The 22,432-nt window shown below is 63.7% G+C and carries 27 protein-coding genes; 20 read left to right on the top strand and 7 right to left on the bottom strand.

All coding sequences use genetic code 11. The features are described 5' to 3' along the window. Positions 1-60: 60 nt before the first annotated feature. On the bottom strand, positions 61-381 hold the full coding sequence (locus tag L6639_RS32320; RefSeq protein WP_237865659.1) for an ArsR/SmtB family transcription factor: 321 nt from the start codon (positions 379-381) through the stop codon (positions 61-63). A 94-nt stretch (positions 382-475) separates the two neighbouring features. Here L6639_RS32320 and L6639_RS32315 point away from each other — a divergent pair, with 94 nt between their 5' ends. From L6639_RS32315 to L6639_RS32290, 6 genes are all read left to right on the top strand, one after another. After that, a complete protein-coding gene (locus L6639_RS32315; protein WP_237865658.1) occupies positions 476-1,762 on the top strand; it encodes an NAD(P)/FAD-dependent oxidoreductase in 1,287 nt (428 codons plus the stop codon). Further along, positions 1,759-2,199, top strand: coding sequence for a thioredoxin TrxC (gene trxC / locus L6639_RS32310; protein WP_237865657.1), 441 nt, complete (start codon positions 1,759-1,761; stop codon positions 2,197-2,199). The genes L6639_RS32315 and trxC overlap by 4 nt, the downstream gene beginning before the upstream one ends. Before the next feature lie 17 nt (positions 2,200-2,216). Beyond that, positions 2,217-2,420, top strand: a complete 204-nt coding sequence (locus L6639_RS32305; protein ID WP_237865656.1) for a YgaP family membrane protein — start codon at positions 2,217-2,219, stop codon at positions 2,418-2,420. Positions 2,421-2,456: 36 nt separating this feature from the next. Further along, positions 2,457-3,896 (top strand): cytochrome c oxidase accessory protein CcoG, encoded by a 1,440-nt coding sequence (gene ccoG / locus L6639_RS32300; protein WP_237865655.1) that lies wholly within the window; start codon positions 2,457-2,459, stop codon positions 3,894-3,896. Positions 3,897-3,915: 19 nt separating this feature from the next. Next, positions 3,916-4,404 (top strand): DUF6789 family protein, encoded by a 489-nt coding sequence (locus tag L6639_RS32295; protein WP_237865654.1) that lies wholly within the window; start codon positions 3,916-3,918, stop codon positions 4,402-4,404. Between the two features lie 105 nt (positions 4,405-4,509). Beyond that, positions 4,510-5,703, top strand: a complete 1,194-nt coding sequence (locus tag L6639_RS32290; RefSeq protein ID WP_237865653.1) for a GNAT family N-acetyltransferase — start codon at positions 4,510-4,512, stop codon at positions 5,701-5,703. Here L6639_RS32290 and L6639_RS32285 read toward each other — a convergent pair. Continuing rightward, on the bottom strand, positions 5,681-6,346 hold the full coding sequence (locus L6639_RS32285) for a DsbA family oxidoreductase (RefSeq protein WP_237865652.1): 666 nt from the start codon (positions 6,344-6,346) through the stop codon (positions 5,681-5,683). The genes L6639_RS32290 and L6639_RS32285 overlap by 23 nt on opposite strands. 79 nt (positions 6,347-6,425) lie before the next feature. After that, on the bottom strand, positions 6,426-7,247 hold the full coding sequence (locus L6639_RS32280; RefSeq protein ID WP_237865651.1) for a helix-turn-helix domain-containing protein: 822 nt from the start codon (positions 7,245-7,247) through the stop codon (positions 6,426-6,428). 101 nt (positions 7,248-7,348) lie between these two features. On the opposite strand from L6639_RS32280, the gene L6639_RS32275 reads away from it, so the two are divergent. Together L6639_RS32275 and L6639_RS32270 are read left to right on the top strand one after the other, a co-directional pair. Next, complete coding sequence (locus L6639_RS32275) at positions 7,349-7,579, top strand: hypothetical protein (RefSeq protein ID WP_237865791.1); 231 nt, start codon at positions 7,349-7,351, stop codon at positions 7,577-7,579. A 41-nt stretch (positions 7,580-7,620) separates the two neighbouring features. Next, positions 7,621-8,019: a hypothetical protein gene (locus tag L6639_RS32270; protein ID WP_237865650.1), complete on the top strand. Its 399-nt coding sequence runs from the start codon at positions 7,621-7,623 to the stop codon at positions 8,017-8,019. 178 nt (positions 8,020-8,197) lie between these two features. Here the strand turns inward: L6639_RS32270 and L6639_RS32265 are convergent, their stop codons facing one another. Continuing rightward, positions 8,198-8,764, bottom strand: a complete 567-nt coding sequence (locus L6639_RS32265) for an SET domain-containing protein (protein WP_237865649.1) — start codon at positions 8,762-8,764, stop codon at positions 8,198-8,200. A gap of 167 nt (positions 8,765-8,931) precedes the next feature. Then, on the bottom strand, positions 8,932-9,660 hold the full coding sequence (locus tag L6639_RS32260; protein WP_237865648.1) for a TetR/AcrR family transcriptional regulator: 729 nt from the start codon (positions 9,658-9,660) through the stop codon (positions 8,932-8,934). Between the two features lie 106 nt (positions 9,661-9,766). On the opposite strand from L6639_RS32260, the gene L6639_RS32255 reads away from it, so the two are divergent. The 5 genes from L6639_RS32255 to L6639_RS32235 all read left to right on the top strand — a co-directional run bounded on the left by L6639_RS32255 (position 9,767) and on the right by L6639_RS32235 (position 13,323). Then, positions 9,767-11,164, top strand: a complete 1,398-nt coding sequence (locus L6639_RS32255; RefSeq protein ID WP_237865647.1) for a carotenoid oxygenase family protein — start codon at positions 9,767-9,769, stop codon at positions 11,162-11,164. Between the two features lie 42 nt (positions 11,165-11,206). Then, on the top strand, positions 11,207-11,689 hold the full coding sequence (locus L6639_RS32250; protein ID WP_237865646.1) for an MAPEG family protein: 483 nt from the start codon (positions 11,207-11,209) through the stop codon (positions 11,687-11,689). A gap of 75 nt (positions 11,690-11,764) precedes the next feature. Then, entirely contained in the window at positions 11,765-12,337 is a 573-nt protein-coding gene (locus tag L6639_RS32245) for a hypothetical protein (RefSeq protein WP_237865645.1), read from the top strand. A gap of 13 nt (positions 12,338-12,350) precedes the next feature. Continuing rightward, positions 12,351-12,905 carry an inner membrane-spanning protein YciB gene (locus L6639_RS32240; protein WP_237865644.1) on the top strand — a complete coding sequence of 185 codons (555 nt, stop codon included), beginning with the start codon at positions 12,351-12,353 and terminating at the stop codon, positions 12,903-12,905. A 121-nt stretch (positions 12,906-13,026) separates the two neighbouring features. Continuing rightward, positions 13,027-13,323: a hypothetical protein gene (locus L6639_RS32235; RefSeq protein ID WP_237865643.1), complete on the top strand. Its 297-nt coding sequence runs from the start codon at positions 13,027-13,029 to the stop codon at positions 13,321-13,323. Positions 13,324-13,479: 156 nt separating this feature from the next. Here L6639_RS32235 and L6639_RS32230 read toward each other — a convergent pair whose 3' ends face one another. Beyond that, positions 13,480-15,135, bottom strand: a complete 1,656-nt coding sequence (locus tag L6639_RS32230; protein ID WP_237865642.1) for a fumarate hydratase — start codon at positions 15,133-15,135, stop codon at positions 13,480-13,482. Positions 15,136-15,384: 249 nt separating this feature from the next. Between L6639_RS32230 and L6639_RS32225 the strand changes: the two genes are divergently transcribed. From L6639_RS32225 to L6639_RS32210, 4 genes are all read left to right on the top strand, one after another. Further along, the gene (locus tag L6639_RS32225; protein WP_237865790.1) at positions 15,385-15,864 is read left to right on the top strand and encodes a hypothetical protein; all 480 of its coding nucleotides are present in this window, start codon (positions 15,385-15,387) and stop codon (positions 15,862-15,864) included. 104 nt (positions 15,865-15,968) lie between these two features. Next, the gene (locus L6639_RS32220; RefSeq protein ID WP_237865641.1) at positions 15,969-16,142 is read left to right on the top strand and encodes a hypothetical protein; all 174 of its coding nucleotides are present in this window, start codon (positions 15,969-15,971) and stop codon (positions 16,140-16,142) included. Between the two features lie 328 nt (positions 16,143-16,470). Beyond that, complete coding sequence (locus L6639_RS32215) at positions 16,471-17,586, top strand: helix-turn-helix transcriptional regulator (RefSeq protein WP_237865640.1); 1,116 nt, start codon at positions 16,471-16,473, stop codon at positions 17,584-17,586. A gap of 79 nt (positions 17,587-17,665) precedes the next feature. Then, positions 17,666-18,340 (top strand): methyltransferase family protein, encoded by a 675-nt coding sequence (locus L6639_RS32210; RefSeq protein ID WP_237865639.1) that lies wholly within the window; start codon positions 17,666-17,668, stop codon positions 18,338-18,340. A 366-nt stretch (positions 18,341-18,706) separates the two neighbouring features. On the opposite strand, the gene L6639_RS32205 is transcribed toward L6639_RS32210, so the two are convergent. Continuing rightward, positions 18,707-19,414, bottom strand: coding sequence for a glutathione S-transferase (locus L6639_RS32205; RefSeq protein WP_237865638.1), 708 nt, complete (start codon positions 19,412-19,414; stop codon positions 18,707-18,709). A gap of 287 nt (positions 19,415-19,701) precedes the next feature. Here L6639_RS32205 and L6639_RS32200 point away from each other — a divergent pair, with 287 nt between their 5' ends. The 3 genes from L6639_RS32200 to L6639_RS32190 are packed head-to-tail and all read left to right on the top strand — an operon-like array spanning position 19,702 to position 22,402. Next, positions 19,702-20,703 (top strand): NrtA/SsuA/CpmA family ABC transporter substrate-binding protein, encoded by a 1,002-nt coding sequence (locus L6639_RS32200; RefSeq protein ID WP_237865637.1) that lies wholly within the window; start codon positions 19,702-19,704, stop codon positions 20,701-20,703. Then, positions 20,694-21,542, top strand: a complete 849-nt coding sequence (locus L6639_RS32195; RefSeq protein ID WP_237865630.1) for an ABC transporter permease — start codon at positions 20,694-20,696, stop codon at positions 21,540-21,542. The genes L6639_RS32200 and L6639_RS32195 overlap by 10 nt, the downstream gene beginning before the upstream one ends. Positions 21,543-21,562: 20 nt before the next feature. After that, on the top strand, positions 21,563-22,402 hold the full coding sequence (locus L6639_RS32190; RefSeq protein ID WP_237865629.1) for an ABC transporter ATP-binding protein: 840 nt from the start codon (positions 21,563-21,565) through the stop codon (positions 22,400-22,402). Positions 22,403-22,432: the final 30 nt, after the last annotated feature.

Raw genomic sequence — 22,432 nt, 5'->3', positions numbered from 1 at the left:
ACATCGAAGGCAGGCGCGTTGATCTCGCGCAAGGCGCGCCCGTCCGCCATTTCCTAGATTTCATTTCGTCCTTGCGGGCTTCGGCGCGCAGAACACTTGGTAGAGCGTCTTCAGGATTTCGCGCGCCGGCTCGCTGGCGATCGAATAGAAGATCGTCTGCGCATCCCGCCTCGAGGACACCAGGCCATCCTTACGAAGGAGCGCCAGATGCTGGGAGACCGTGGAGTCCCGCAGATTCAGGAACTCCGCCAACTCGCCGACCGATCGCTCGCCGTCGATCAGCTGGCAGATGATGAGGAGGCGGTGACGGTTGGAGAGCGCCTTCAACAATTCGCTCGCCTGATCGGCGGCGCGCTCCATGATCTCGCTATCTATTTTCATACTTGCGTATATACGATAATACGAATATATAGTCAAGCGCTGCAGGACAGCCGGAGCTCAACCGGTGGGGCAGCCTGATCCAACGGAGGAACCCATGGCGGAAGTTGTCGTAGTCGGAGCCGGTCTGAGCGGAACACTGATGGCCTATGAATTGCTGCCCCAGTTGAGAAGCGGTGATCGCCTGACCCTGGTCGCGCAGGGCGCGGTCTATCACTTCGTACCCTCGAATCCATGGGTCGCGGTCGGCTGGCGCAAGCGCGACGAGATTGAGATTGATCTTGCCGGCATCATGTCGCGCAAGGGCGTTCGCCTGCTGACGCAAGGCGCCAAGCGAGTCCATCCCACCGAAAACCGAGTCGAGCTCAGCGACGGATCGTCCATCGACTACGACTATCTGGTCGTCGCGACCGGCCCCGAACTCGCCTTCGACGAAATTCCGGGGCTTGGGCCTCAGGGCTATACGCAGTCCATCTGCCATGTCGACCATGCGGCGCGCGCGAAGGAAGCGTTCGAAATCCTAGCCGCAAACCCCGGGCCTGTCGTGATCGGCGCGGTCCAGGGCGCTTCCTGTTTCGGACCGGCCTACGAATTCCTGTTCATTCTCGAAACCGAGCTGCGCCGGCGAAAGCTGCGCGACCGGGTGCCGATGACGTTCGTCACCTCGGAGCCTTATATCGGGCATCTCGGTCTCGACGGCGTCGGCGACACCAAGGGTCTTCTCGAAAGCGAGATGCGCGAGAAGCATATCAAGTGGATCACGAACGCACGTGTCGACAGCGTCAGTTCCGGCTTGATGTCGGTGGAGGAACTGGCAGACAACGGCACGACACACAAGGCGCACGATCTGCCTTTTGCCTATTCGATGATGCTGCCGGCCTTTCGCGGCGTCGAGGCTGTCCGCGGCATCGAGAAGCTGACCAACCCGCGCGGCTTCGTCATCGTCGACAAACATCAGCAGAACCCAACCTTCCCCAATGTTTTCGCGGTCGGTGTCTGCGTCGCGATTGCGCCCGTCGGCGCGACACCGGTGCCGGTCGGCGTCCCAAAGACCGGCTTCATGATCGAATCCATGGTGACGGCGACAGCGATGAACATCGGCGCCCTGCTTCGCGGCAAGACACCGACCGCGCAGCCGACCTGGAATGCGATCTGCCTCGCCGACTTCGGCGATTCCGGCGTCGCCTTCCTCGCGCAGCCGCAAATTCCGCCACGCAACGTCAATTGGTCGTCCAAGGGCGAGTGGGTGCACTACGCCAAGGTCGCCTTCGAGAAATACTTCCTCCGCAAGATGCGGCGCGGCGAGAGCGAGCCTTTCTACGAGCGCTTCCTGCTCGACAGACTGAACATCGCCAAGATCAAGGAGGTTCGAACGGGCACATGAGCACGACACGCCAGATCGTCTGTGGACATTGCGGGCGCATCAACCGCCTGCCCGTCGAGCGCGCGCCGGAAGGAGCGCGTTGCGGCGCCTGTCACCAGCCGATCTTCACCGGTCACCCAATCGAAGTGAATGAAGCGACCTTTGGTCGCCATGTCGCCGGCAGCGACATTCCAGTGTTGGTCGACGTCTGGGCGCCGTGGTGCGGACCGTGCCGCGCGATGGCGCCGATGTTCGAGCGCGCGGCTCAGGCGCTTGAGCCTGGTGTCCGGCTGTTGAAGCTGAATTCGGACAGCGCACCGGCGCTGTCGTCGCGGCTTAACATCAGCGGCATCCCGACGCTGCTGCTGATGCGTGGCGGCCGTGAGATCGCCCGCCATTCCGGGGCCATGGATACACGCGGCATCGTCGCGTGGACCGAAGCCAATCTGACCAGATAGTAACAAGGGAGCATGCCATGAATGTCGATAAAGCCGTTCTTGCCTTCGCCGGATGCGTCGTCCTGCTCGGGCTCGCACTGGGAACCTATGTGAATGCGTACTGGTACCTGCTGACGGCCTTCGCCGGTCTCAACATGATCCAGGCCTCGTTCACCGGCTTCTGCCCGGCCGCGATGGTCTTCAAGAAGCTCGGCCTGCGGGGCGGCTGCGCCTTCTCGTAAGACACGCCGATCAGCCAGTGATGCGGGGGATTTGCCATGACTGACGACACCTTCATCGAGGGGCCTCTCTACGAGAAGCGCAAGAAGGTCTATCCGCAGTCGGTGCGCGGCCCGTTCCGCCGCATCAAATGGGCGATCCTCTGCGTTACGCTCGGAACTTATTATCTGTTGCCGTTCGTACGCTGGAATCGCGGACCCGGCCTGCCTGACCAGGCCGTGCTGGTCGACCTTCCTCATCGCCGCTTCTATTTCTTCTTCATCGAACTGTGGCCACAGGAGGTCTATTATTTCACCGGCCTCCTCATCATCGCGGCAATGACGCTGTTCCTGATGAACGCCGTCGCCGGCCGGCTATGGTGCGGCTACATGTGCCCGCAGACGGTGTGGACCGACCTGTTCTACGCCGTCGAGCGCTGGGTCGAGGGCGACCGGCGCGAGCGCATGCAGGGCGACAAGCGATACTGGACACTCGCTCACGTCCGGAAGGTCGCGCTGAAGCACTTTCTCTGGATCATGATCGCCTGGTGGACCGGCGGTGCGTGGGTCCTGTATTTCGCCGACGCGCCGACGCTGGTGAAGGACCTCGCCACCTTCCAGGCTCCCCTCGTCGCCTATCTCTGGATCGGCATCCTGACCGCAACGACCTACCTCTTCGCCGGCCACGCCCGCGAGCAGGTCTGCATCTACATGTGCCCCTGGCCGCGCATCCAGGCGGCGCTGACCGACGAGTGGGCCCTCAACGTCACCTATCGTCGCGACCGCGGCGAGCCGCGCATGTCGGTGAAAAAGGCCGACGCTGCCCGCGCCCATGGCGATCTCGCCGGCGACTGCGTCGATTGCCATCAATGCATCAATGTCTGCCCGACCGGCGTCGATATCCGCCACGGCATCCAGCTCGGCTGCATCCAGTGCGGCCTGTGCATCGACGCCTGCGACAACGTGATGCGCGAGATCGGCCGGCCCACGGGCCTGATCGGCTACGACACCGACATCAACATGCAGCGCCGCCGCGACGGCAAGGCGCCGATCTACCGCCTGATCCGCGCGCGCACGCTGATTTATGTCGCGGCCATCGGCCTCGTCGGGAGCGTCATGCTTTATACCCTTGCGACACGCAGCACGATGAGCATCAATGTCCTGCACGAGCGCAATCCGCTGTTTGTACAGCTCGCCGATGGTGGGGTACGCAACGACTACACCGTTCGCCTCCTCAACAAAGGCATGGCGCGATCATTCGCGATCGAGGTCTCGGGTTTGCCGGATGCGACCGCGCGCATCGCCGGCATCGAGCGCCAGCCAGACGGCAGGCTGATCGTCGAGGTCGGGCAGGACCAGACCCGAGAGATCAGGATGTCGGTGCAGGTTCCTCCAGGGCAATTGCCGAAATCGGCCGTCAATGTCGAGATCCGGTCGACCGATATTGCGAGCGGACAGACCGAGACCGCCCGCGACCATTTTGTACCGGCCGATCGATGATGGACTTAGCGAAAGGGCCATGCATCAGATAGGAGCCCATAAAGCCTGGAAATCCATCGCGGCCGGCCTGTGTGGCAACGCCGCCCACAGCACTGTCATGTTCTTGAAGCGCTGGATGCACTGGCTTCCGACTTTTCACCCCTACCGGGACCTTCAGCATGGCCTGAGCGATTGGCTCGGCGGCGCCGTCCACCCGACCGTGCCCTGGGCCATGTCCTTCGTTAATGGCACTTTCGTGCTCGGCATCCTTTTCCGGTCCACCTACCACCTGCTGCCCGGCCATAACGCGATCGTGAAGGGATTCGTCTTCGGCATAATTGGCTGGATCGCGATGGGATTACTCTACTTTCCGATTCTGGGAAGAGGACCGTTCGCGGCGCGCCTGGAGCTCGGCGCACTTCCCGCGGCCTTCTCTCTAGCGATGGTGCTCGCCTACAGCGTGTTTATGGGCATCGCCTTCTCCATGCTGCACTCCGAGCCGCGCCGCCTGTGGTCAACGAACGGTTAACACTACCGCTCGAATTGAACGCGCATCCCAACGGTATCTTCCAATCTTTGCGCTAAGCATGCCCCTAACGCCGGCTGATGCCAGCGTGAACGGGGACGACGGGACGTGGTCGATATCGCGCATCAGGCTGCGATCAATCCGGCATCGGCACGGGATGCAACGCCCGCGCTCGTCCCGCTCGCAGCCATCGATCCCGGCCAATGGCGCGCGCTGGCGCAGCGGGCGGCCGAGCCGAACGGCTATTATTTGCCCGCCTGGGAGCTCGCTGTCAGCGCAACCGCGCGCGACCGCATCGGAGCTTCGGCCCTGTTCGTCTGCGCTGGCTCCTCGGCGCGACTGATCGGGCTGATGCCGGTGGTCTCGCTCTCGCAAGCCTGGAAGATCCCCCTGCCCGCATTGGTGAGCGCGCATCCCTATGGCACGCTGTGCAGTCCGCTGATCGACCGCGACGCCTCGCCCGAGGCGGCGACACGCCTGCTGCAGCGGGCGCGCGAAGCTGGCGCGCATGCGCTGGTTCTACGCGACGTCGCGCTTGATGGTGCCGCGATGGGCTCGCTCAAGGAAGCGCTCGGCCGTATCGGCCTGAGGCCGCGCGTGCTCGGCTCCTATGTCCGCGCCAGCCTCGATGCGACACAGGATGGCGACAGGCTGCTGCACGAGGCGCTCGGTGCCAAGAAGCTCAAGGAGCTCCGCCGGCAGCGTCATCGCCTGGCGGAGCATGGCGCGATCAGCTTCGAGGTCGCGCGCAAGGTCGATGAGATCAAGCCTGCGCTTGAAACTTTCCTGCAGCTCGAGGCTAGCGGCTGGAAGGGCAAGCGCGGCACCGCGCTGCTTCAGGACGCAGGCGACGCGACCTTCATCCGCCGCGCCGTCCCTGCGCTTGCCGAGACCGCGCAATGCGAGATCGTCAGCTTGCGCGCCGGCACGACGCCGGTGGCGGCCGGCATCGTGCTGCGCCACCAGGATCGCGCGTTCTTCTTCAAGCTCGGCATCGACGAGCGCTTCGCGAAATATTCACCGGGCGTGCAGCTCACGCTCGATCTGACGCGCCATCTCTGCGCCGATCCCACCATCGCGAGTGCGGATTCCACCGCGAGCGCCGACCACCCCATGATCAACCCGATCTGGCGCAACCGCTTTGCGATTGGTGACGTGCTGATCCCGCTACGACGACATGATCCAATGGTGGCGCTCATCCACGCGGCGCTCATCGCACGTGGCTACGCGCGCAAGGCCGCGCGCCACGCGATCGACCTGCTCCGCAAACAGACCGAGGCTACTCCGCCGCCTGCGCGTTGATCTCCGCCGACACCTGACGGATGGCGCGGGCGAGCAGGTTCGGATCCTGCGCGCCGGAAACGGCATATTTCTGGGCGAAGACATAGGTCGGCACGCCGGAGATGCCCTTGTCGGCGGCCTCCTGCGCATCGGCCGATACCCGCGCGACGTCCTCATCGGTGGCGAGGCGCTTGCGCACGTCGTCGGCATCGAGCCCGACATCGGCGGCGGCCTGGACCAGGACGTTCACATCGGTGAGGTCGCCACCGTCGCGGAAATACAGCTCCATCAGGCGCTGCTTCATCTCGGGCGCCTTGCCGATCGCGTCAGCCCAGAGGATCAGGCGATGGCAGTCGGTCGTGTTAGGTTGGCGTGCGACCAGTTCGGGCTTGTAGACGAGGCCCTCTTCGCTTGCCGCCGCGACGACGCGCCCCGCAATGCCCTTATAGGCCTCGACCGAGCCGAATTTGGTGGTGAGATAATCCTCGCGGCTGATGCCCTCGCGCGGCACCCAGGGATTGAGGAAGAACGGACGGAAGTTCAGCTTGACCGGAACGTCGGGCACAAGCGCGAGCGCGCTCTCGATCCGGTGCTTGCCGATATAGCACCAGGGGCACACCACGTCGGAGACCACGTCGATCTGGAGCAGTTTGAGGGTGCTCATGAGCGCCTCCTTCTGGCGGTGCGGGTTTGCTCCAAGATAAGCCGAACCCGCCCCGAGGCAAGAGGACTGGACGCTTGCGCTAGGCCATGGCTGCGGCCATCTGTCTGAGCCGCTCAGCCGTGCGCTCGTCCGCCGGAAAGAACGTCTCCAGCGCCAGCTCCGACAGCGTGATGTCGACAGGCGTGCCGAACACCATGGTGGTGGAGAAGAAACTTAGTATCTCTCCGTCCTGGCGCAGCTTGAAGGGAATCGCGACATTGTCGCTCGACAGCGGGCCCGATCGCGCCGGAACGGGATAGCTCTTGAGGTCGTGATAGAGCTTGATGAGCTCGGGATCGGCGGTCAGCTCGCATTGCCGGTGCAAACGCTCGAGCAGATGCGCGCACCATTCCGCGAGATTGACCGTGCGGGGCGCCAGTCCCTCGGGATGAAACGCGAGCCGGAGCACGTTGAGCGGCTGCGCCAGCAGCCGCTCCGGAACGCCGGCGAGCAGCGGCGCCACCATGCGGTTGGCGGAGACTAGGTTCCAGTGCCGGTCATAGGCCAGCGCCGGATTGGGCTCATGCGCCCTGAGGACGAGGTCGATCGCCTGGCGGGCTGATTTCAAGGCGGGATCCTCCAGCGCGCGCTGCGGAAAGGCCGGCGCAAAGCCCGCCGCAACCAGCAACACGTTGCGTTCGCGCAAGGGCACATCGAGGCGCTCGGCGAGCCGCAGCACCATGTCGCGCGAGGGCGCGGCGCGGCCGGTCTCGACGAAACTCAGATGCCGCGCCGAAATCTCCGCCTCGCCGGCGAGGTCGAGCTGGCTCATGCGGCGGCGCTGCCGCCACTCGCGCAAATGATCGCCGATATGGATCGGCTGGCTGGGTTCGGCGCGTGCCGTGGATGCATGTGCGTTCATGGTCCAAAACCTATCATGCGTATTTCACCCCTTCCATTACCCGCGAGGTAATCGAATTGGGCACCCGACCAGCGCATCTTCCCGAGCACAGGAGAATGACCATGATCGCGCTGCTGCTCTACCGTACCCTTGCAGACCACCTTCTTCCCTGGGCCATGACGCTCGCGACCCGGATGCTGGCGCGCAGCCTCAACATGCCGGAGCCGCTGGTGCATTCGACCGGCGACTATGTCGTCGCACATGTCACCGCCTTCGAGCACAGCGTCGGCAGGAGCCTCTGCCCGTCCCGGCTCGCCCGCCTGCTCCGCGCCTGGTGGCGCTGGAAGCATTGAGTTCCCTTCGAGCCTACCCAACTCAACCATGGAGACCTCTAATGATCGACGCATCCACCTTCCTGCGCCGTGCCCTGCTCGCCGACGCGGTCTTCAGCGGCGTTTCCGCGCTCGGTTTGACTTTTGGTGCAGCTGCATTCGCCACCCTGTTCAATCTGCCCGAGGCGCTGCTGCGTGAAACCGGCTTGTTCCTGATCGCCTACACCGCGCTGGTCGGCTGGCTCGCCTCGCGCACCGCGGTACTGAGGCCGCTGGTGCTGCTGGTCGTGGTCGGCAACGCCGCCTGGACGGTCGGCAGCATCGCGCTGCTGTTCTCGGGCGCGGTGTCACCGAAGCTCGCCGGCGAGCTCATGATCGTGGCGCAGGCGATCGCGACCGGCGTGTTCGCCGAGTTGCAGTATGTGGGCCTGCGGAAGAGCGGGAGAGCGGTGGCGGCGTGAAGCTCTTGCGTCCCGGACGCGCTGCAACGCTCTCGCGTTGCGGCGCAGAGCCGGGGGCACGAGACGTGAGTGAGGTGTCCGCGTTCTCCACAACGTCGGTGCGACCGAAGCGAAGCGCCTAGCAGCCTGACGACCAATCAGGAGACTGACGTGAAAGCCGGCGGCCGTCGAGCGGGAACTACGCCTTCGCGCGGCCGACCTTGCCGGCAAAGTGCTTGCCGTTCAGCTTCTTCTTTTTTGCCGCGGTGGTTTTCGCGCCGGCCTTCTGGGCTTTGCGTTCCGCGCGCGCCTTCACCTTGGCGCGTTCGGCACGGGCCTCGGCCCGCTGCTTCTTGCGCTTGGCTTCGCAGGAGGGGCACTTGCAGCCGATCGGCTTCAAATAAGCCTTAAAATAGTCGGTGCCGTAATCGTAGTTGATCTCGTCGCCAGGCTCGATGTTCCTGATGGCGCGGATGAACACTTTGCGCTCGCGCGGGCGCACGTCGGATTCGGCGTTGGGCCGGCACGAGTGGTTGATATAGCGGGCAAGGTTCTTGCGCACCGAACCGTCGATGGTCCAGCGGCCGTTGAGCTCGAACAGATATTTGTTCTCGATCTCGTCCTGCCCAGGAATCCGGCAGTCCAGGATCGGCCCGAAATAACGGATGATCCTTGTGCCCTTCTTGATCGGCATGGTGGCGAAGAGGCCAAGTCCGGTCTTGGAACGGCCGACGCGGTAGGCTTTGCGGGGAGCGATGGCTGGCATGATCAAGTGTAACGAGGACGCGGACCAGGCTGCTTGAGCCCGAGCGAAGCCGCTCTTCTAGAACGATTCCGCGCCGCTGTCAGGCCTATCGAGACTGCGTTTGCTGCTTGCCCACAGTGAAGAATGTGCAAGGCCCTGAGTTCCTCGGCATCGATCGTTTCGTCCGGTCAGGTGCTTGTTGGCATCCTGGCTGCTACCGTCGACTTCAGGATCGCTTCCAGAAGCTGCTCCGCAGTCGTGCCCGCGGGCAGCCGCTCCAAGATATCCTCGAGCCGTCCGTCCAGCAGCAGCATGGTGAAGCCGTGCACCATCGACCAGGCCCGCGCGATCGCGGCGCCCTGCTCGATGGTCAGCGCGTTGCCGCTGATCGGCTCCTGCCGCATCGCGCTGATGGCATTGGCAAGCCCGGCAAAGGAGGATTCCGCGGCTTCATGCAACGACGGCCTAGAATAGTCGAGCCGCTCGGTGCGGAACATGAGGCCGTACATGCCGGGATGGGCCTGGGCATAGGCGACATAGGCTTTTGGCCGCGCCAGTGCCCGATCCAAAGGCGAGGTGGCCGTATCGCAAGCCGAGGCCATCGCTGCGTTGAACTGGCGGAAGCCGATCGCGGCAAGCTCGCTGACGAGGCCCGTGAGATCGCCGAAATGATGCGTCGGTGCGGCATGCGAGACGCCCGCCTCGCGCGCCACCGCGCGCAGCGTCAGGCCGGCGAGCCCATCGCGCTCCAGCACCCGTTCGGCCGCCCGGAGCAGCGCCTCGCGCAAGGCACCGTGGTGATAGGGCGTCTCGGTCTTCGCAATTGCGGGGCGGCGCGCCGCGCGTGACGCCGGCGATGTCTTTTTCGGGGGGCGCGGGCTTCGCGCCGTTACGCCTTTGGTGTCGGTTCTGGCCATTTGCAAGCTATATGACGCAATATTGACAGTGTAAAGATTTCACTTGACGAAAGCCGCGCATGGTCCTATGCAATCTTTACGATGTAAAGATAGGGAGGCTTATGCCGTGCAGCAGGACGCCATCGCCGAGCGCCGCAACAATATTGCGCCGATCCCGTTCGAGGCGGACGCGCCTTTCCTCAAGATCGTCGGCGAATTGCCGCGCGAGCTGAACGGCACGCTCTATCGCAATGGCCCCAATCCACAATTCGATTCGCCCGGCGCGCACTGGTTCGTCGGCGACGGCATGCTGCACGCCTTTCATCTCGAAGAGGGACGCGCCTCCTACCGCAATCGCTGGGTCCGGACCCCAAAATGGCTCGCCGAGCACGATGCAGGCCGCGCGCTGTTCGGCGGCTTCGGACGCAAGCTGCCGGATGCGCCCACGAACCTGACCGACGGCGGCGTCGCCAACACCAACATCGTCTTTCATGCCGGCAAGCTGCTCGCGCTCGAGGAAGGACATCTGCCGACCGAGATCGAGCCGGGCACGCTGGCAACGCGCGGCTATTGCGATTACCAGAGCCGCATCGTCGGTGCCTTCACCGCGCATCCGAAGGTCGATCCTGTTACGGGCGAGCTAGTGTTCTTCGGCTACAATGCGGCGGGCCCTCTGACGCCTGTCCTCTCCTACGGATCGATCGATGCGGGCGGCAAGGTGACGCGCTTCGAGCGTTTCGAAACGCCCTATGCCAGCATGGTGCACGACTTCATCGTCACCGAAAATCACGTGCTGTTTCCCATCCTCCCCCTCACCGGCAGCATGGAGCGCGCGATGAGCGGCAAGCCGCCCTATGCCTGGGAGCCCGAGAAAGGTGCCTATGTCGGCGTGATGAAGCGCAACGGCACGGCAAAGGACATCGTCTGGTTCCGCGCTGAGGCCTGCTACGTCTTCCACGTCATGAATGCCTGGGAGGACGGCGACCGCATCATCGCCGACGTCATGCAGTTCGAGCAAGCCCCGCTGTTTCCGCATCCCGACGGCCGGCCGACCGATCCGGAGAAATCGCGCGCCCGTCACTGCCGCTGGACCTTCGACCTCTCCGGCAATACCGACCGCTTCCAGCAGACTTATCTGGACGATCTCACCGGCGAATTCCCGCGCATCGACGATCGCCGCGCCGGCCTGAAGAGCCGTCACGGCTGGTACGCCTGCGCCAATCCGCGGCTGCCGATGTTCGGCGCGTTGTCAGGCATCGTTCATGTCGACGGCACGGGAAAGCGGCTCGGCCAGTATCTGCTGCCGGCAGGCGACACGATCTCCGAGCCTGTCTTCGTCGAGCGATCGAAAGATGCCGCAGAGGGCGATGGCTGGCTGCTGGCGGTGGTCTGGCGCGCGCGGGAGAACCGCAGCGACCTCGCCGTGTTCAACGCCACCGACATCGAAGCCGGCCCCGCCGCGCTGGTGCAGCTCGGCCATCGCGTGCCTGACGGCTTCCACGGCAATTGGGTGGGAGCGCAGTAGCTCTCCCCTGCTCCTTCGCTGATGTCATCAGGGAGGCTTCACATGCACGTCCCCGCGATCACGGCGAACTACCTCGCCATCCTCGCGCTGATCTACGTCGCGCTCGCGTTGCAGGTCATCCGGCTGCGACGAAGCAGCAAGGCGCCCTTCAGCGACGGCGGCAACGAGAACCTGCGCAGTGCGATCCGGGCCCATGGCAACTTCATGGAATACGTCCCGATCATCGCGCTGATGGTGGCGCTTCTGGAGATGTCGGGCGCATCGCCCTTGCGCATTCACCTGCTGATGGGCGCGCTCCTGCTGTCGCGGCTGCTGCATCCGCTCGGCATGTATGCGACGCCGGGCTCGCTCCGATTCACGATCTGCCGCGTCGGCGGCATTGTCCTGACCATCGGCCTTCTGGTGTCCTGCGCGCTGACCATCCTGTCGCGCCTGCCCTGGGCCGCCATGGCCGGCGAGATATCGGATCAAGCCGTTGCAACAATTGAATTTTTACAGGTCATTCACGTCATTTTGACACTGTAAAGATTTCGCTTGACCCGGCGGCGGTACTGAACTATCGATCTTGACATCGTAAAGATTAGTGCGACCGAGGCGACCATGACGATCTTCCTGATCCTTGCCCCCTACGGCGTTTACACCTTCCTGATGTTCATGACGTCGGCGACGGTCAGCGTGTTCGCGGGATCCGCGATCTGTATCGCGACGATCGCGATCGATGTTGCACGCGGCCGCTCGGTGAAGATTCTCGCCGCGGGCTCGGCGATCCTGTTCGCGGGCATCGGCCTCTTCCTCGCGCTGCACCCCACGCTCAGCACGCTCGGCGTCAAACTCTCGGTTGATATCGGCATCTTCGTCATCTCGCTCGGCTCGATGCTGGCGCGCCGGCCCTTCACGCTGCAATACGCGATCGAGTCCGTTCCGGCCGAGACCGCGGCAATGCCCGGCTTCCTCACCGCCAACTACATCATCACCGCGGCATGGACCGTCGCCGCCCTGCTGATGATGGCCGCCAACATCGTGCTACTCTACTTCCCTGGTCTGCCGGTCTGGTCGGGCCTCGCGGTCGCCTTCGCCGCCCGCAACAGCGCGATCTATTTCACCAAATGGTATCCCGAATATCGCCAGATCAAGTATGGTGCGCCTGATGGCGCGCTGCCGGAAGCACAGTGAGACAGGACCGACAATGAAGGACGTATTCGCCCGCCTCGCCTCCGACTTCCTCTCGGCCATCGTCTTCCTGGTGATCTATCTGGCGACCGACAACGTCATCCTCGCGACGTCGGTGGCGATAGCGGGTGCGCTCGCGCAGGTGATCTATGCCCGCGTCAAGGGGCACAAGCTCGGCTACATGACCTATGCGAGCGTCGCGCTCGTCATCGTGCTTGGGACGGTGACGCTGCTGACCAACGATCCCCGTTTCATGCTGGCCAAGCCTGCGATCGCGCATTTCGCGATCGGCGCGATCATGCTCAAGCGCGGCTGGATGCTGCGCTACATGCCGCCGATGGTGGTCGAGACGGCGCCGGAATATGTCACCGCTGCGGGCTATGCCTGGGCCGCACTGATGTTCGTGCTCGGTGCCGGTACGATCGCAGTCGCCGCCACCGGCGATCTGAAGCTGTGGGCGTTCTACATCTCCGCCGTCGCGGGCGGCGCCAAGGCCCTCGCTTTTGCCGTGCAGTACGTGGTGTTCAGACTCGTCGTCACCAGCCGCCGGCGCGCCGCCGCGCGCGCCTGACTGCCGCCAAAGACGCGTTAAATGGCCGCGTTAGGCAGCGGCCTCAAGTTGCGCTATAGCCTCGCCCCAGGACTGGTTGCGGATCGTCGCAACCCGCCGGGACAATGTTCGGGAGACGCGAATGGCCGTTGACGGCAATTGGAATTTGACCATGACGACGCCGATGGGCGAGCGCCAGGCGACGCTGAGCCTGAAGGAAGCCGGCGGCACGCTCACGGGCACGCAGGGCGCGGACGGCAATACCGCCGAAATTTTCGACGGCACCGTCAACGGTGACAGCGTCTCCTGGAAAGTCTCGATCACCAACCCGATGCCGCTGACGCTCGAATTTACCGGCACGGTGTCCGGTAACAACATCAACGGCGAGATGGGTATCGGCCCGATGGGTAGCTTCCCGTTCACCGGCGCAAGGGCTTAAGAAGTCTCCTCTCCCTGCTCGCGGGGAGAGGGTTAGGGTGAGGGGGAGTCTCCGCGAGGACGGTGACAGTCGGACTCGTGGAGAGTCCACCTCACCCGGATTGCATCTTCGATGCAATCCGACCTCTCCCCGCAAGCGGGGAGAGGTGAAAACAAATCAGCCCAGATTCAACTCCTTGAAGAAGTCGTTGCCCTTGTCGTCGATGATGATGAACGCCGGGAAGTCGACCACTTCGATGCGCCAGATCGCTTCCATGCCGAGCTCGGGATATTCGAGCACTTCGACTTTCTTGATGCAGTGCTCGGCAAGGTTCGCCGCCGCACCGCCGATCGAGCCGAGATAGAAGCCGCCATACTTCTTGCAGGCCTCGCGCACGGCCGGCGCGCGGTTGCCCTTGGCGACCATCACCATCGAGCCGCCGGCGGCCTGGAACTGGTCGACGAAGGAATCCATGCGGCCCGCCGTGGTCGGACCGAACGCGCCAGAGGCGTAGCCCTCGGGCGTCTTGGCCGGCCCGGCGTAGTAGACCGGATGGTTCTTGAAATAATCAGGCAGCGGCTCGCCCTTCTCCAGCCGCTCGCGCAGCTTGGCGTGCGCAGAGTCGCGCGCGACGATCATGGTGCCGGTCATCGAGACGCGGGTCTTGATCGGGTATTTCGCGAACGTCGCCAGGATGTCCTTCATCGGCTGGTTGATGTCGATCTTGACGACCTCGCCGCCGAGCGACTGCTCGACCTGCGGCAGATATTGAGCGGGATTGTGCTCGAGCTCCTCGAGATAGACGCCATCCTTGGTGATCTTGCCGAGCACCTGGCGGTCGGCCGAGCAGGACACGCCAAGCCCGATCGGCAGCGAGGCGCCGTGACGCGGCATGCGGATCACGCGGACGTCGTGGCAGAAATATTTTCCGCCGAACTGCGCGCCCACCCCCAGGCTTTGCGTCATCTTGTGGATTTCCTTCTCCATCTCGACGTCGCGAAAGGCGTTGCCGTCGGGCGAGCCGTGGGTCGGCAGCGCATCTAGATAGCGGGCCGACGCCAGCTTCACCGTCTTCATGCAGAGCTCGGCCGAGGTGCCGCCGATGACGATGGCGAGGTGATAAGGCGGGCACGCCGCGGTGCCGAGCGTGAGGATCTTCTCCTTCAGGAAGGCGAGCAACCGGTCCTTGGTCAGCACCGAGGGCGTCGCCTGGAACAGGAAGCTCTTGTTGGCGGAGCCGCCGCCCTTGGCCATGAACATGAACTTGTAGGCGTCGTCACCCTCGGCGTAGATCTCGCACTGCGCCGGCATGTTGTTGGCGGTGTTCTTCTCCTCGTACATTGAGAGCGGCGCGACCTGCGAATAGCGCAGGTTGCGGCGGAGGTAAGCATCGCGCGCGCCTTCAGACAGCGCCGCCTCGTCGTCACCGTCGGAGATGACGTTGCAGCCCTTCTTGCCCATGATGATCGCGGTGCCGGTGTCCTGGCACATCGGCAGCACGCCACCGGCGGCGATGTTGGCGTTCTTCAAAAAGTCGAGGGCGACGAACTTGTCGTTCGGGCTGGCCTCGCCGTCTTCCAGGATGGCGCGGAGCTGCTTCAGATGGCCCGGGCGCAGATAGTGATTGATGTCGCCGAAAGCCGCTTCCGACAGCGCCCGCAGCGCCTCGCGCGACACCACCAGCATGTCTTTCCCCAAGACCTTCTCGACCCTGACGCCCTCGGACGAGATCTTCTTGTAGGGCGTCTCGTCCTTGCCGAGCGGGAACAGCGGGGTGTGCTTGTAGGGCGGGACGGGCTTGGACTGGTCGGGGAAGGCGGTGGGAGCGTTCATGGGGCGATCTCGGGTTTTGCAGCCCTCGCGGGCCTCTAAGCATAGAAGCGTTCTAAGCTTTTTTGCCACAAAGGGAAGGCGTCCTGGCGCGGCCGGGGCATCCCGATTCGGTGTCTTATTCGGCGCTCTGGCGGCCATTTTTGCCGCCTGCCTTCAATAGCTGTAGACGTGCCCGGTCGAGCCGGGTTGCACCCCTTGCGCTTCGCGCGCGGCGACGGTTGAATGCGCGCCGTCAAGGGGCTTTTCATCATGATTTCCAGACTGCACTTTCGCGGCGCGGTTATTGTCGCCGCCGCAATCACCGGCCTTGTGACCCTCACCGCGCCTGCGCGTGCCGACCAATGCGACGACATCGCCAAGCAGCTCGCCGGCGGCATCGACGGGCTGAAGGTCAACTTCAAGGCCGCCAACATCATCTACCTCACCCACCCGGCTGCGAAGGAGCTGTCGCTCGGCTGCCGAACCCAGGGGCAGGCCTATTCCAACGAGCTCTACGCCAAAGGCGACCGCAAGCCGACGCCGCAGTTCTATGATCTCGTGGCCTCCGCGGCCGCGATCATCTTCACGGTGACGAAGGACGACACCACGACCGGGGCGTCGCGCTGCCTGAAGCGCATGGGCCTCTTGCGCGGTGACAAGATCACGATGCGCTACAAGCGCCTCAACATGGAATGCACGCGCACCAAGACGGACGCGGCGATCGCGATCACGCGGCCGAAGGACGAGTAGGCGCGTCTTTTCGCGCAGATCCCTCGCATTTTAACGATCGGCTTGACGGACCTTTCGTCCCTCACAGGGCAGGCTCATCAGGTTCAATCTGTGAGGATTTGTGGATGAGCGTTTCCAGCGTTGCGCCGCCGCCTGTCACGATCGTGGTCCCAAGCTACGACACGACCAAGCAGCCGGACGACCAGACCAAGACCAAGGACAACGACCCGACCTACCAGCCGACGCCGCCGGCGCCGCTGCCGCCGGGTCAGGGCACCCGGATCGATCAGCTCGCCTGATCTGACTTTTCTGCGATGGATCGCCCGGTCTTGACGGCCGGGCCTTTCGCGCGTCCGCATTTGGCGGACGGCGCGGCCAGACTCGTGCGCGACGGCCGCGCGCATCATTGCGCGTCTCTCGTTGCATCGAACGTTCGCTCGCGTCGCCGAGGCCGCGCAGCCATTGGCGCGCACCGCGAGGTCCTTTTCGGCGCCAGGCTGACCTCTCTCAGGATCCTGCAAGCGATCTCGGCGGCCTGAAGTGTGATCCGGCTCATCAAATTTCCACATCCGGCGTGCTCATCTTCGAGGCCGAACAAGCCCATCCATATGTTTATGGGACGCGCCAATGGAACCGAGTGAAGAGCTGCTGTCGCTGGTCGGGGACATCTACGATGCAGCGCTCGACGATTCCCTGTGGACGTCGACCCTTGGCAGCATCGTGGACCTCGCGGGCGGCCAGAGCGGTGGTCTGGTCCGGATCGGAGCCGCCGGCGAGGCCGTGATCTCGCATGCCGTCGGCGTCGACCCCGCCTTTGTTCAATCCTATATCGAAACCTACGAGCCGTTCGATCCGTCGCGGGCCGTGCTCCACGCGCCAGTCGGCCAGATCCAGACGATCGGAGACTGGATCGACGTCGACGAATTCCGGACGACCATGTTCTACAACGAGTGGACGCGACCGCAAGGTCTCGAAGATGCCGCAAATATCCTGCTCGACAAGTCCGCTGCGGGATTGTCCCGCCTCTCGATCATGAAGGCCGGTGGCCTTGTCGATCGCAGGATGTACCAGGTAATTTCCTACATCACGCCGCACATGCAACGGGCCATGCATGTCCGGCAAAAGCTACAGCATCAGAACGCATTGGAGACGACGTCGGCCCACACGCTCGACGCCCTGCGCGCCGCGGTCCTGCTGCTCGATGCCGTCGGTCATATCACGCATTCCAATGCGAGCGCGCGGGACATTCTCGAGGAAGCCGACGTCCTTCGCGCCGTGCACGGCCGGCTCGTGACATCAGACCTGAATGCGGATCGCATGCTGCGACAGGCATTGGCGAGCACGGCTCACGGCGACAGGGCGACGATGGGCATCTCGCTGCATCTGACAGCGCGCGATGGCTCGTATTATGTCGGGCATCTCGTGCCACTGACCGCGGGGCGCCGGCAAATGTTCGGGGCGAGCCACGAGGCCTGCGCCGTCCTGTTCGTCAGCAAGGCAGCGCTCGACACGATCGTCGCGCCTGATCTGATCCGTAAGCTGTTCAAGCTGACGCCGGCCGAACTGCGCGTATTCCTTTCCATCGTCGAGGTCGGCGGGGTTCCTGACGTGGCCAAAAGCGTGGGCGTCGCCGAAACGACGATCAAGACTCACCTCGCCAGGATCTTCACCAAGACCGGAACCAAACGACAGGCAGATCTGGTGCGGCTGCTGGCGGCCTTCACGCCGCCCATCAAGATCTGAAGCCCGCCTGCCGCACCGGCCTTATGTTTGCCGGAAGCATGTGATCATTGCACCCGCGCGTGATGGAGGCAGATCGAACATGATCGTACGTCTGCTGTTGCAGAACACTGTTCTCACCGCCGCAATGGGCGCGCTGCTGTTCGCGGCCGCCGGCACGCTGCATTGGCCCGGCGCGTGGGTGTTTCTCGTCACCTCCGTCTTGCTTGGCCCGCTCTGCGGCTGGTGGCTTTACCGGATCGACCCGGCGCTTCTGGCGGAGCGTCTGCGGCCCGTTCTCCAGAGAGATCAACCGGCCGCCGACAAGGTCTTCATGGTCGCCTTCATCGCGGCGATGCTGGGTTGGCTCGTCGCGATGGGGCTCGACCGGCGCCATCTTGCCTCCAGTATGAACGTGGCGTGGCAGTTGCTGGGCTTCGTGCTGTTCATCGCCTCGACGCTGTTCACATTGTGGGTCTTTCGCGAGAATTCCTTCGCCGCGCCCGTGGTGAAGCTACAGGCCGAGCGCGCGCAACGCGTGATCTCGACCGGGCCCTACGCCCATGTCCGCCATCCCATGTACAGCGGCATGATCCTGTTCTTCGCCAGCGTGCCGCTGATCCTCGGCTCGTGGTGGGGCCTGGCCACCGCGCCGCTCTTTCTCGTACTGCTCGCGATCCGCATCGGCATCGAGGAGCGTACCCTCATGGCCGGTCTGTCAGGCTATGCCGATTATGCTGCACGCGTGCGTTACCGCCTGTTGCCTGGAGTGTGGTGAACGCGACTGCCGAAACAACTCCACGTCCTCCGTTCGACTGATGCCGCCGCAGCCGGGCCTCGCTACAGAAGGCCGCACCCGCACACTGATCCGATCCGGGTGCACGACGCGAGACGCGATGATGTTCTGCAAGCCCCCCTGTCCCGACGAGCATGACCTCGCATCCGCTCCCGATCAGACCGACGATCAATCTGGCCCTCGACGCGCACCGCCGGTCGGGAGCCATGACATCTTTGGGCGACCGATCGCGCCCGAAGCGGCCGGTCCTGAACAGAGGCTGCCGCCAGCCCCTGTCCGGACCGGCTGGACTGTTGTCCTGACGCGTTTTCTTGACGCGAACTTGCGCTCACTTCGCTCGAAAACGCTCTAACCGTCAAGCTCGCGATAGCGTCGAAAGATGCCCTGCTCATTGAAGGGAATGCGGCGCTCGCTGGCGAGATAGGCCTTGATGTTCGGCCGCGCGGCAACGCGGTCGTGCAGGCCGACGAGACCTGGGATTTTCTTCTCGAACGCCTTCATGCGCCTGGGAAAGGCGTAGCGCAATCCGGCGACGATCTGGAACAGCGAGAGATCGACGTAGGTCAAGCGTCGACCGGTGACATAGGCACCGCCGGTGTCGTCGAGGAGCTGTTCGAAATAGCCGAGATATTTCGGCACGCGCTCGTCCCAGAAGTCAGCGGTGCGCTTCTTTGCGGGCGCCTTCTGGTCTTCGTAATACTGCGATGGCCCGAGCGGATGGTGGGTGTCGTGGATTTCGACCACGAAATCGGTGATGGTGAGTTGAAGCTGGTGCACCCAGAGTTTGCCCGCTTCCGTCTTCGGCGCGAGGGCGTGTCGGCTGCCGAGATAGAGCAGGATGTTGGCGGTCTGGCCAATGACGAGCTTACCGGCCTTCAGGAACGGCGGCGCAAAGGGCGGCGTACCCTTGTGGACCTCCATCATCTTCATCATGGCGCCACTGCCGCGCGGACCGCGTGCGACGTCGATGTAATCCGCACCCGCCTCCTCCAGCGCCAGCCGCACATATTCACCGCGGCCCTGGATCTCGGGCCAGTAGTAGAGCTCGTAATTCATGGGAGGGGTCCGTGAGCGTGGGAGCGACAACCCAATGTAGCATGCGGTCGAAGGTTCCGTCAGGACGAGTCGGCGCTGCCTTGCTGACAGTCCATCACGCCGGTTGCCCAAAGAACGTGTCGATTAATTGCTTCCCGAGATCGTAACGCCGGGCGAGCATGCCAATATCGGCTGATCCTCAAGCGATCGGCCAGGGGAGGACGCGGGAGTCTGTGGCGGAACCGTTCAGGGCGGTATCCGCGATCACATCGGGGCTGCCGCCGGGCGCGGCGCGAGGGGAAATCGTCATGCACTGGAACACCGTCCGCCCACTTTCGGCCATTGCCGGCTATGCGGCGCTTTGCTGCCTCGTCATCAGCCCGGACTGCGTCTCGGCCGCAGAATTGCTCAAAGCCCGTCTTGCGCAAAACCTCGGACCGATCTCCGGCCTTGCGATCGTCGCCAAATCGAAGGGGATTTTCGAAAAGAACGGACTGGACATCACGGTCTCGAACTTCACGTCCGGCAAGCAATGCCTGGATACCGTGATCGGTGGCGGCGCCGACATCGCGACGACGGCCGAGGCACCGGTCACCGCCTCGGCGATGGCAAACCAGCCCATCGCCTTCGTCGCGGGCATGGAATATTCCGACCTCAAGACGGTCGTCGCGGCCAAGGCCGGCGTCAAGACCAAGGCGGATCTTCGCGGCAAGCGAATCGGATTCACGGCTGGCACCGGCAGCGAGGTTTACACTGCGACTTTGCTGAAGTCAGCGGGATTGACTGCCAAGGATGTCACCCTCGTCAACCTGCGGCCGCAGGAGATGCTGCCGGCACTTGCAGCAGGAAGCATCGACGCGATCGACACGTGGGAGCCCCACATCGCCAACGCGAAGAAGGCCCTGGGCGAAGCCGTCGCTGAGCTCGATACTTCAGGCACCTACTCCGAGACGTTCAACATCGTCGTCATGAGGCCCTATCTGGACGCCAACCCCGCGCTGGTCGAGAAGTTCATCGCCGCACTGATCGATGCCGAGGTCTGGATGAAGGCACATCAGGATGACGCGATCACGGTCGTGGCGGACGCGGTCGGCATGAAGCGGGACGAACTCGCCCCGATCTGGACCGACTATGTCTACCGCGTGCGCCTCGACGACCGGCTGGTAGAGATTCTCAAGACCCACTCCGCATGGCGCCTCGAGAGCGGCAACCACCCTCCGGGAGCGGCGATGCCAGACTTCAGCAAGGTCGTCGTCAGCGAGCCGCTGAAGAAGATCGCCCCGGAGCGTGTCACCCTTTCGTGGAAATAGGCACCCGCACAGCCATGCAGGACGGCACTTCAGCACCACAAAAGATTGCTCTCCGCACTGATGGTCGCAATCGGCGGACGGATTCAGCACGTCTTCGCCGCCTCAATATTCTGGTCGGTGCGCTTTCGCTGCCGCTGTTCGTCGGCCTCTGGGAACTGGCGTCCCGCTCCGGCGCCGTCAACATGGTGCTGTTTCCGCCGCCGACGGTGGTTGCCGCGGCCGTCCTCGAATGGATACGAAGCGGACAATTCCTCGGTGATCTCTCGGCGAGCCTCCTTCGCGTCACCACCGGGTTCATCGTGGGCGGCGCACTCGGCATTCTGCTCGGCATCCTCACCGGCCAATTCCCTGTCGTTTCGAGCCTGCTGTCCCCGCTCTTCCATATCCTGCGGCCAATTCCGCCGATTGCTTTCGTGCCGATCGTCATTCTCTGGTTCGGCCTGTCGGAGGCGGGAAAACTGTTCCTCGTCGTATGGGGCGTGTTCTTCACGGTCTGGCTTTCGACCCACATCGGCGTGCAGAAGGTCGACCGCGGCCTGATCCGGGCGGCGTTGATGCTCGGCACGCCGCGGCGGCAGATGCTGCAGGAGATCGTGCTGTTGGGCGCGCTGCCCTACATCGTGGTCGGATTGCGCACCGCCGTCAGCATCTCCTTTTACACGCTTGTCGCGGCCGAACTTGCAGGCACTTTCGCCGGCATTGTCTACAGGATCGAGATTGCGCAGCAGAACATGCAAACGGGCCAGGTCATGGGCGGGCTCGCCGCGCTCGGGTTGATATCGTTCATCGCTGACCGGCTGTTTGCGGCCCTTGCCGAACGTACTGTCTGGTGGCGTTGATGTCGGGATCTCGATCGATCGTGAAATTGGCCCTGGCAAGCCCGCCGGTCTCTGTGGAATCGGCGCGGACGCAACCCGCCATTCAAGTCTCAAACCTGAGCATCGTGTTTGACACCAAGCGCGGGCAGACCATCGCGGTGGATCGCGTGTCCTTTGACGTCGCGCCTGGCGAGTTCGTCTGCATCGTCGGGCCCTCCGGCTGCGGCAAGTCGACGGTGCTCAACACGATCGCCGGACTGGAAGTGCCGTTTGAAGGCGACATCCTGGTGGAGGGCTCGCCTGTTTACGCCCCGCGGCCCGATGTCGGCATGGTGTTCCAGCAGCCGCATCTTTTCCCCTGGAAGTCAGTTCGCAGGAACATCGCTCATGGCCCCAGGATGCATGGGAAGTCCAAGGCGGACGCGAATGCCATCGCCGACGATTTGATCGCGATGATCGGTCTCAAGCGTTTCGCCGATGCCTATCCGAACACGCTGTCCGGCGGCATGCAACAGCGTGTGGCGATTGCGCGGGCGCTGGCCAATCAGCCTCGAGTGCTGCTGATGGACGAGCCTTTCGGGGCCCTCGACGCGCAGACCCGGGCGGTGATGCAAGACAATCTGCTGGAGCTGCGCGACCGGATCAAGGCGACCATCGTATTCGTCACGCATGACATCGATGAAGCCATCGTGCTGGCCGACCGCGTTCTCATCATGAGCGCGGGACCGGGCCGCATCCTGCGCGACGTCGCGGTCAAGCTACCGCGCCCGCGGTCGAGTTCTATCATGGTCGAGCCAACCTATCTTTCCCTCAAAAAGGATTGTCTCGACGTCATCCGCGCAGAAGGGTTGCGGGCGTTCAATCAGTCGGACGCGAGCTGATCGCCTCGAACGCGCCAATCGAGAGAGGGC

It is taken from the genome of Bradyrhizobium zhengyangense, from assembly GCF_022012555.1.
GTDB classification, from domain to species: Bacteria; Pseudomonadota; Alphaproteobacteria; order Rhizobiales; family Xanthobacteraceae; genus Bradyrhizobium; species Bradyrhizobium zhengyangense.
The sequence above is the reverse complement of the archived record's forward strand: the minus strand, read 5'-3'. Positions and strand labels throughout refer to the sequence as shown.

Coding starts and splice junctions, on each gene's coding strand:
- L6639_RS32260 (WP_237865648.1), bottom strand. CDS start 9,660: ATGGCCAGAACCGACACCAAAGGCGTAACGGCGCGAAGCCCGCGCCCC.
- L6639_RS32220 (WP_237865641.1), top strand. CDS start 15,969: ATGAGCGTTTCCAGCGTTGCGCCGCCGCCTGTCACGATCGTGGTCCCA.
- L6639_RS32315 (WP_237865658.1), top strand. CDS start 476: ATGGCGGAAGTTGTCGTAGTCGGAGCCGGTCTGAGCGGAACACTGATG.
- ccoG (WP_237865655.1), top strand. CDS start 2,457: ATGACTGACGACACCTTCATCGAGGGGCCTCTCTACGAGAAGCGCAAG.
- L6639_RS32265 (WP_237865649.1), bottom strand. CDS start 8,764: ATGCCAGCCATCGCTCCCCGCAAAGCCTACCGCGTCGGCCGTTCCAAG.
- L6639_RS32240 (WP_237865644.1), top strand. CDS start 12,351: ATGAAGGACGTATTCGCCCGCCTCGCCTCCGACTTCCTCTCGGCCATC.
- L6639_RS32215 (WP_237865640.1), top strand. CDS start 16,471: ATGGAACCGAGTGAAGAGCTGCTGTCGCTGGTCGGGGACATCTACGAT.
- L6639_RS32295 (WP_237865654.1), top strand. CDS start 3,916: ATGCATCAGATAGGAGCCCATAAAGCCTGGAAATCCATCGCGGCCGGC.
- L6639_RS32320 (WP_237865659.1), bottom strand. CDS start 381: ATGAAAATAGATAGCGAGATCATGGAGCGCGCCGCCGATCAGGCGAGC.
- L6639_RS32275 (WP_237865791.1), top strand. CDS start 7,349: ATGATCGCGCTGCTGCTCTACCGTACCCTTGCAGACCACCTTCTTCCC.
- L6639_RS32305 (WP_237865656.1), top strand. CDS start 2,217: ATGAATGTCGATAAAGCCGTTCTTGCCTTCGCCGGATGCGTCGTCCTG.
- L6639_RS32250 (WP_237865646.1), top strand. CDS start 11,207: ATGCACGTCCCCGCGATCACGGCGAACTACCTCGCCATCCTCGCGCTG.
- L6639_RS32210 (WP_237865639.1), top strand. CDS start 17,666: ATGATCGTACGTCTGCTGTTGCAGAACACTGTTCTCACCGCCGCAATG.
- L6639_RS32205 (WP_237865638.1), bottom strand. CDS start 19,414: ATGAATTACGAGCTCTACTACTGGCCCGAGATCCAGGGCCGCGGTGAA.
- L6639_RS32235 (WP_237865643.1), top strand. CDS start 13,027: ATGGCCGTTGACGGCAATTGGAATTTGACCATGACGACGCCGATGGGC.
- trxC (WP_237865657.1), top strand. CDS start 1,759: ATGAGCACGACACGCCAGATCGTCTGTGGACATTGCGGGCGCATCAAC.
- L6639_RS32270 (WP_237865650.1), top strand. CDS start 7,621: ATGATCGACGCATCCACCTTCCTGCGCCGTGCCCTGCTCGCCGACGCG.
- L6639_RS32200 (WP_237865637.1), top strand. CDS start 19,702: ATGCACTGGAACACCGTCCGCCCACTTTCGGCCATTGCCGGCTATGCG.
- L6639_RS32280 (WP_237865651.1), bottom strand. CDS start 7,247: ATGAACGCACATGCATCCACGGCACGCGCCGAACCCAGCCAGCCGATC.
- L6639_RS32245 (WP_237865645.1), top strand. CDS start 11,765: ATGACGATCTTCCTGATCCTTGCCCCCTACGGCGTTTACACCTTCCTG.
- L6639_RS32225 (WP_237865790.1), top strand. CDS start 15,385: ATGATTTCCAGACTGCACTTTCGCGGCGCGGTTATTGTCGCCGCCGCA.
- L6639_RS32285 (WP_237865652.1), bottom strand. CDS start 6,346: ATGAGCACCCTCAAACTGCTCCAGATCGACGTGGTCTCCGACGTGGTG.
- L6639_RS32230 (WP_237865642.1), bottom strand. CDS start 15,135: ATGAACGCTCCCACCGCCTTCCCCGACCAGTCCAAGCCCGTCCCGCCC.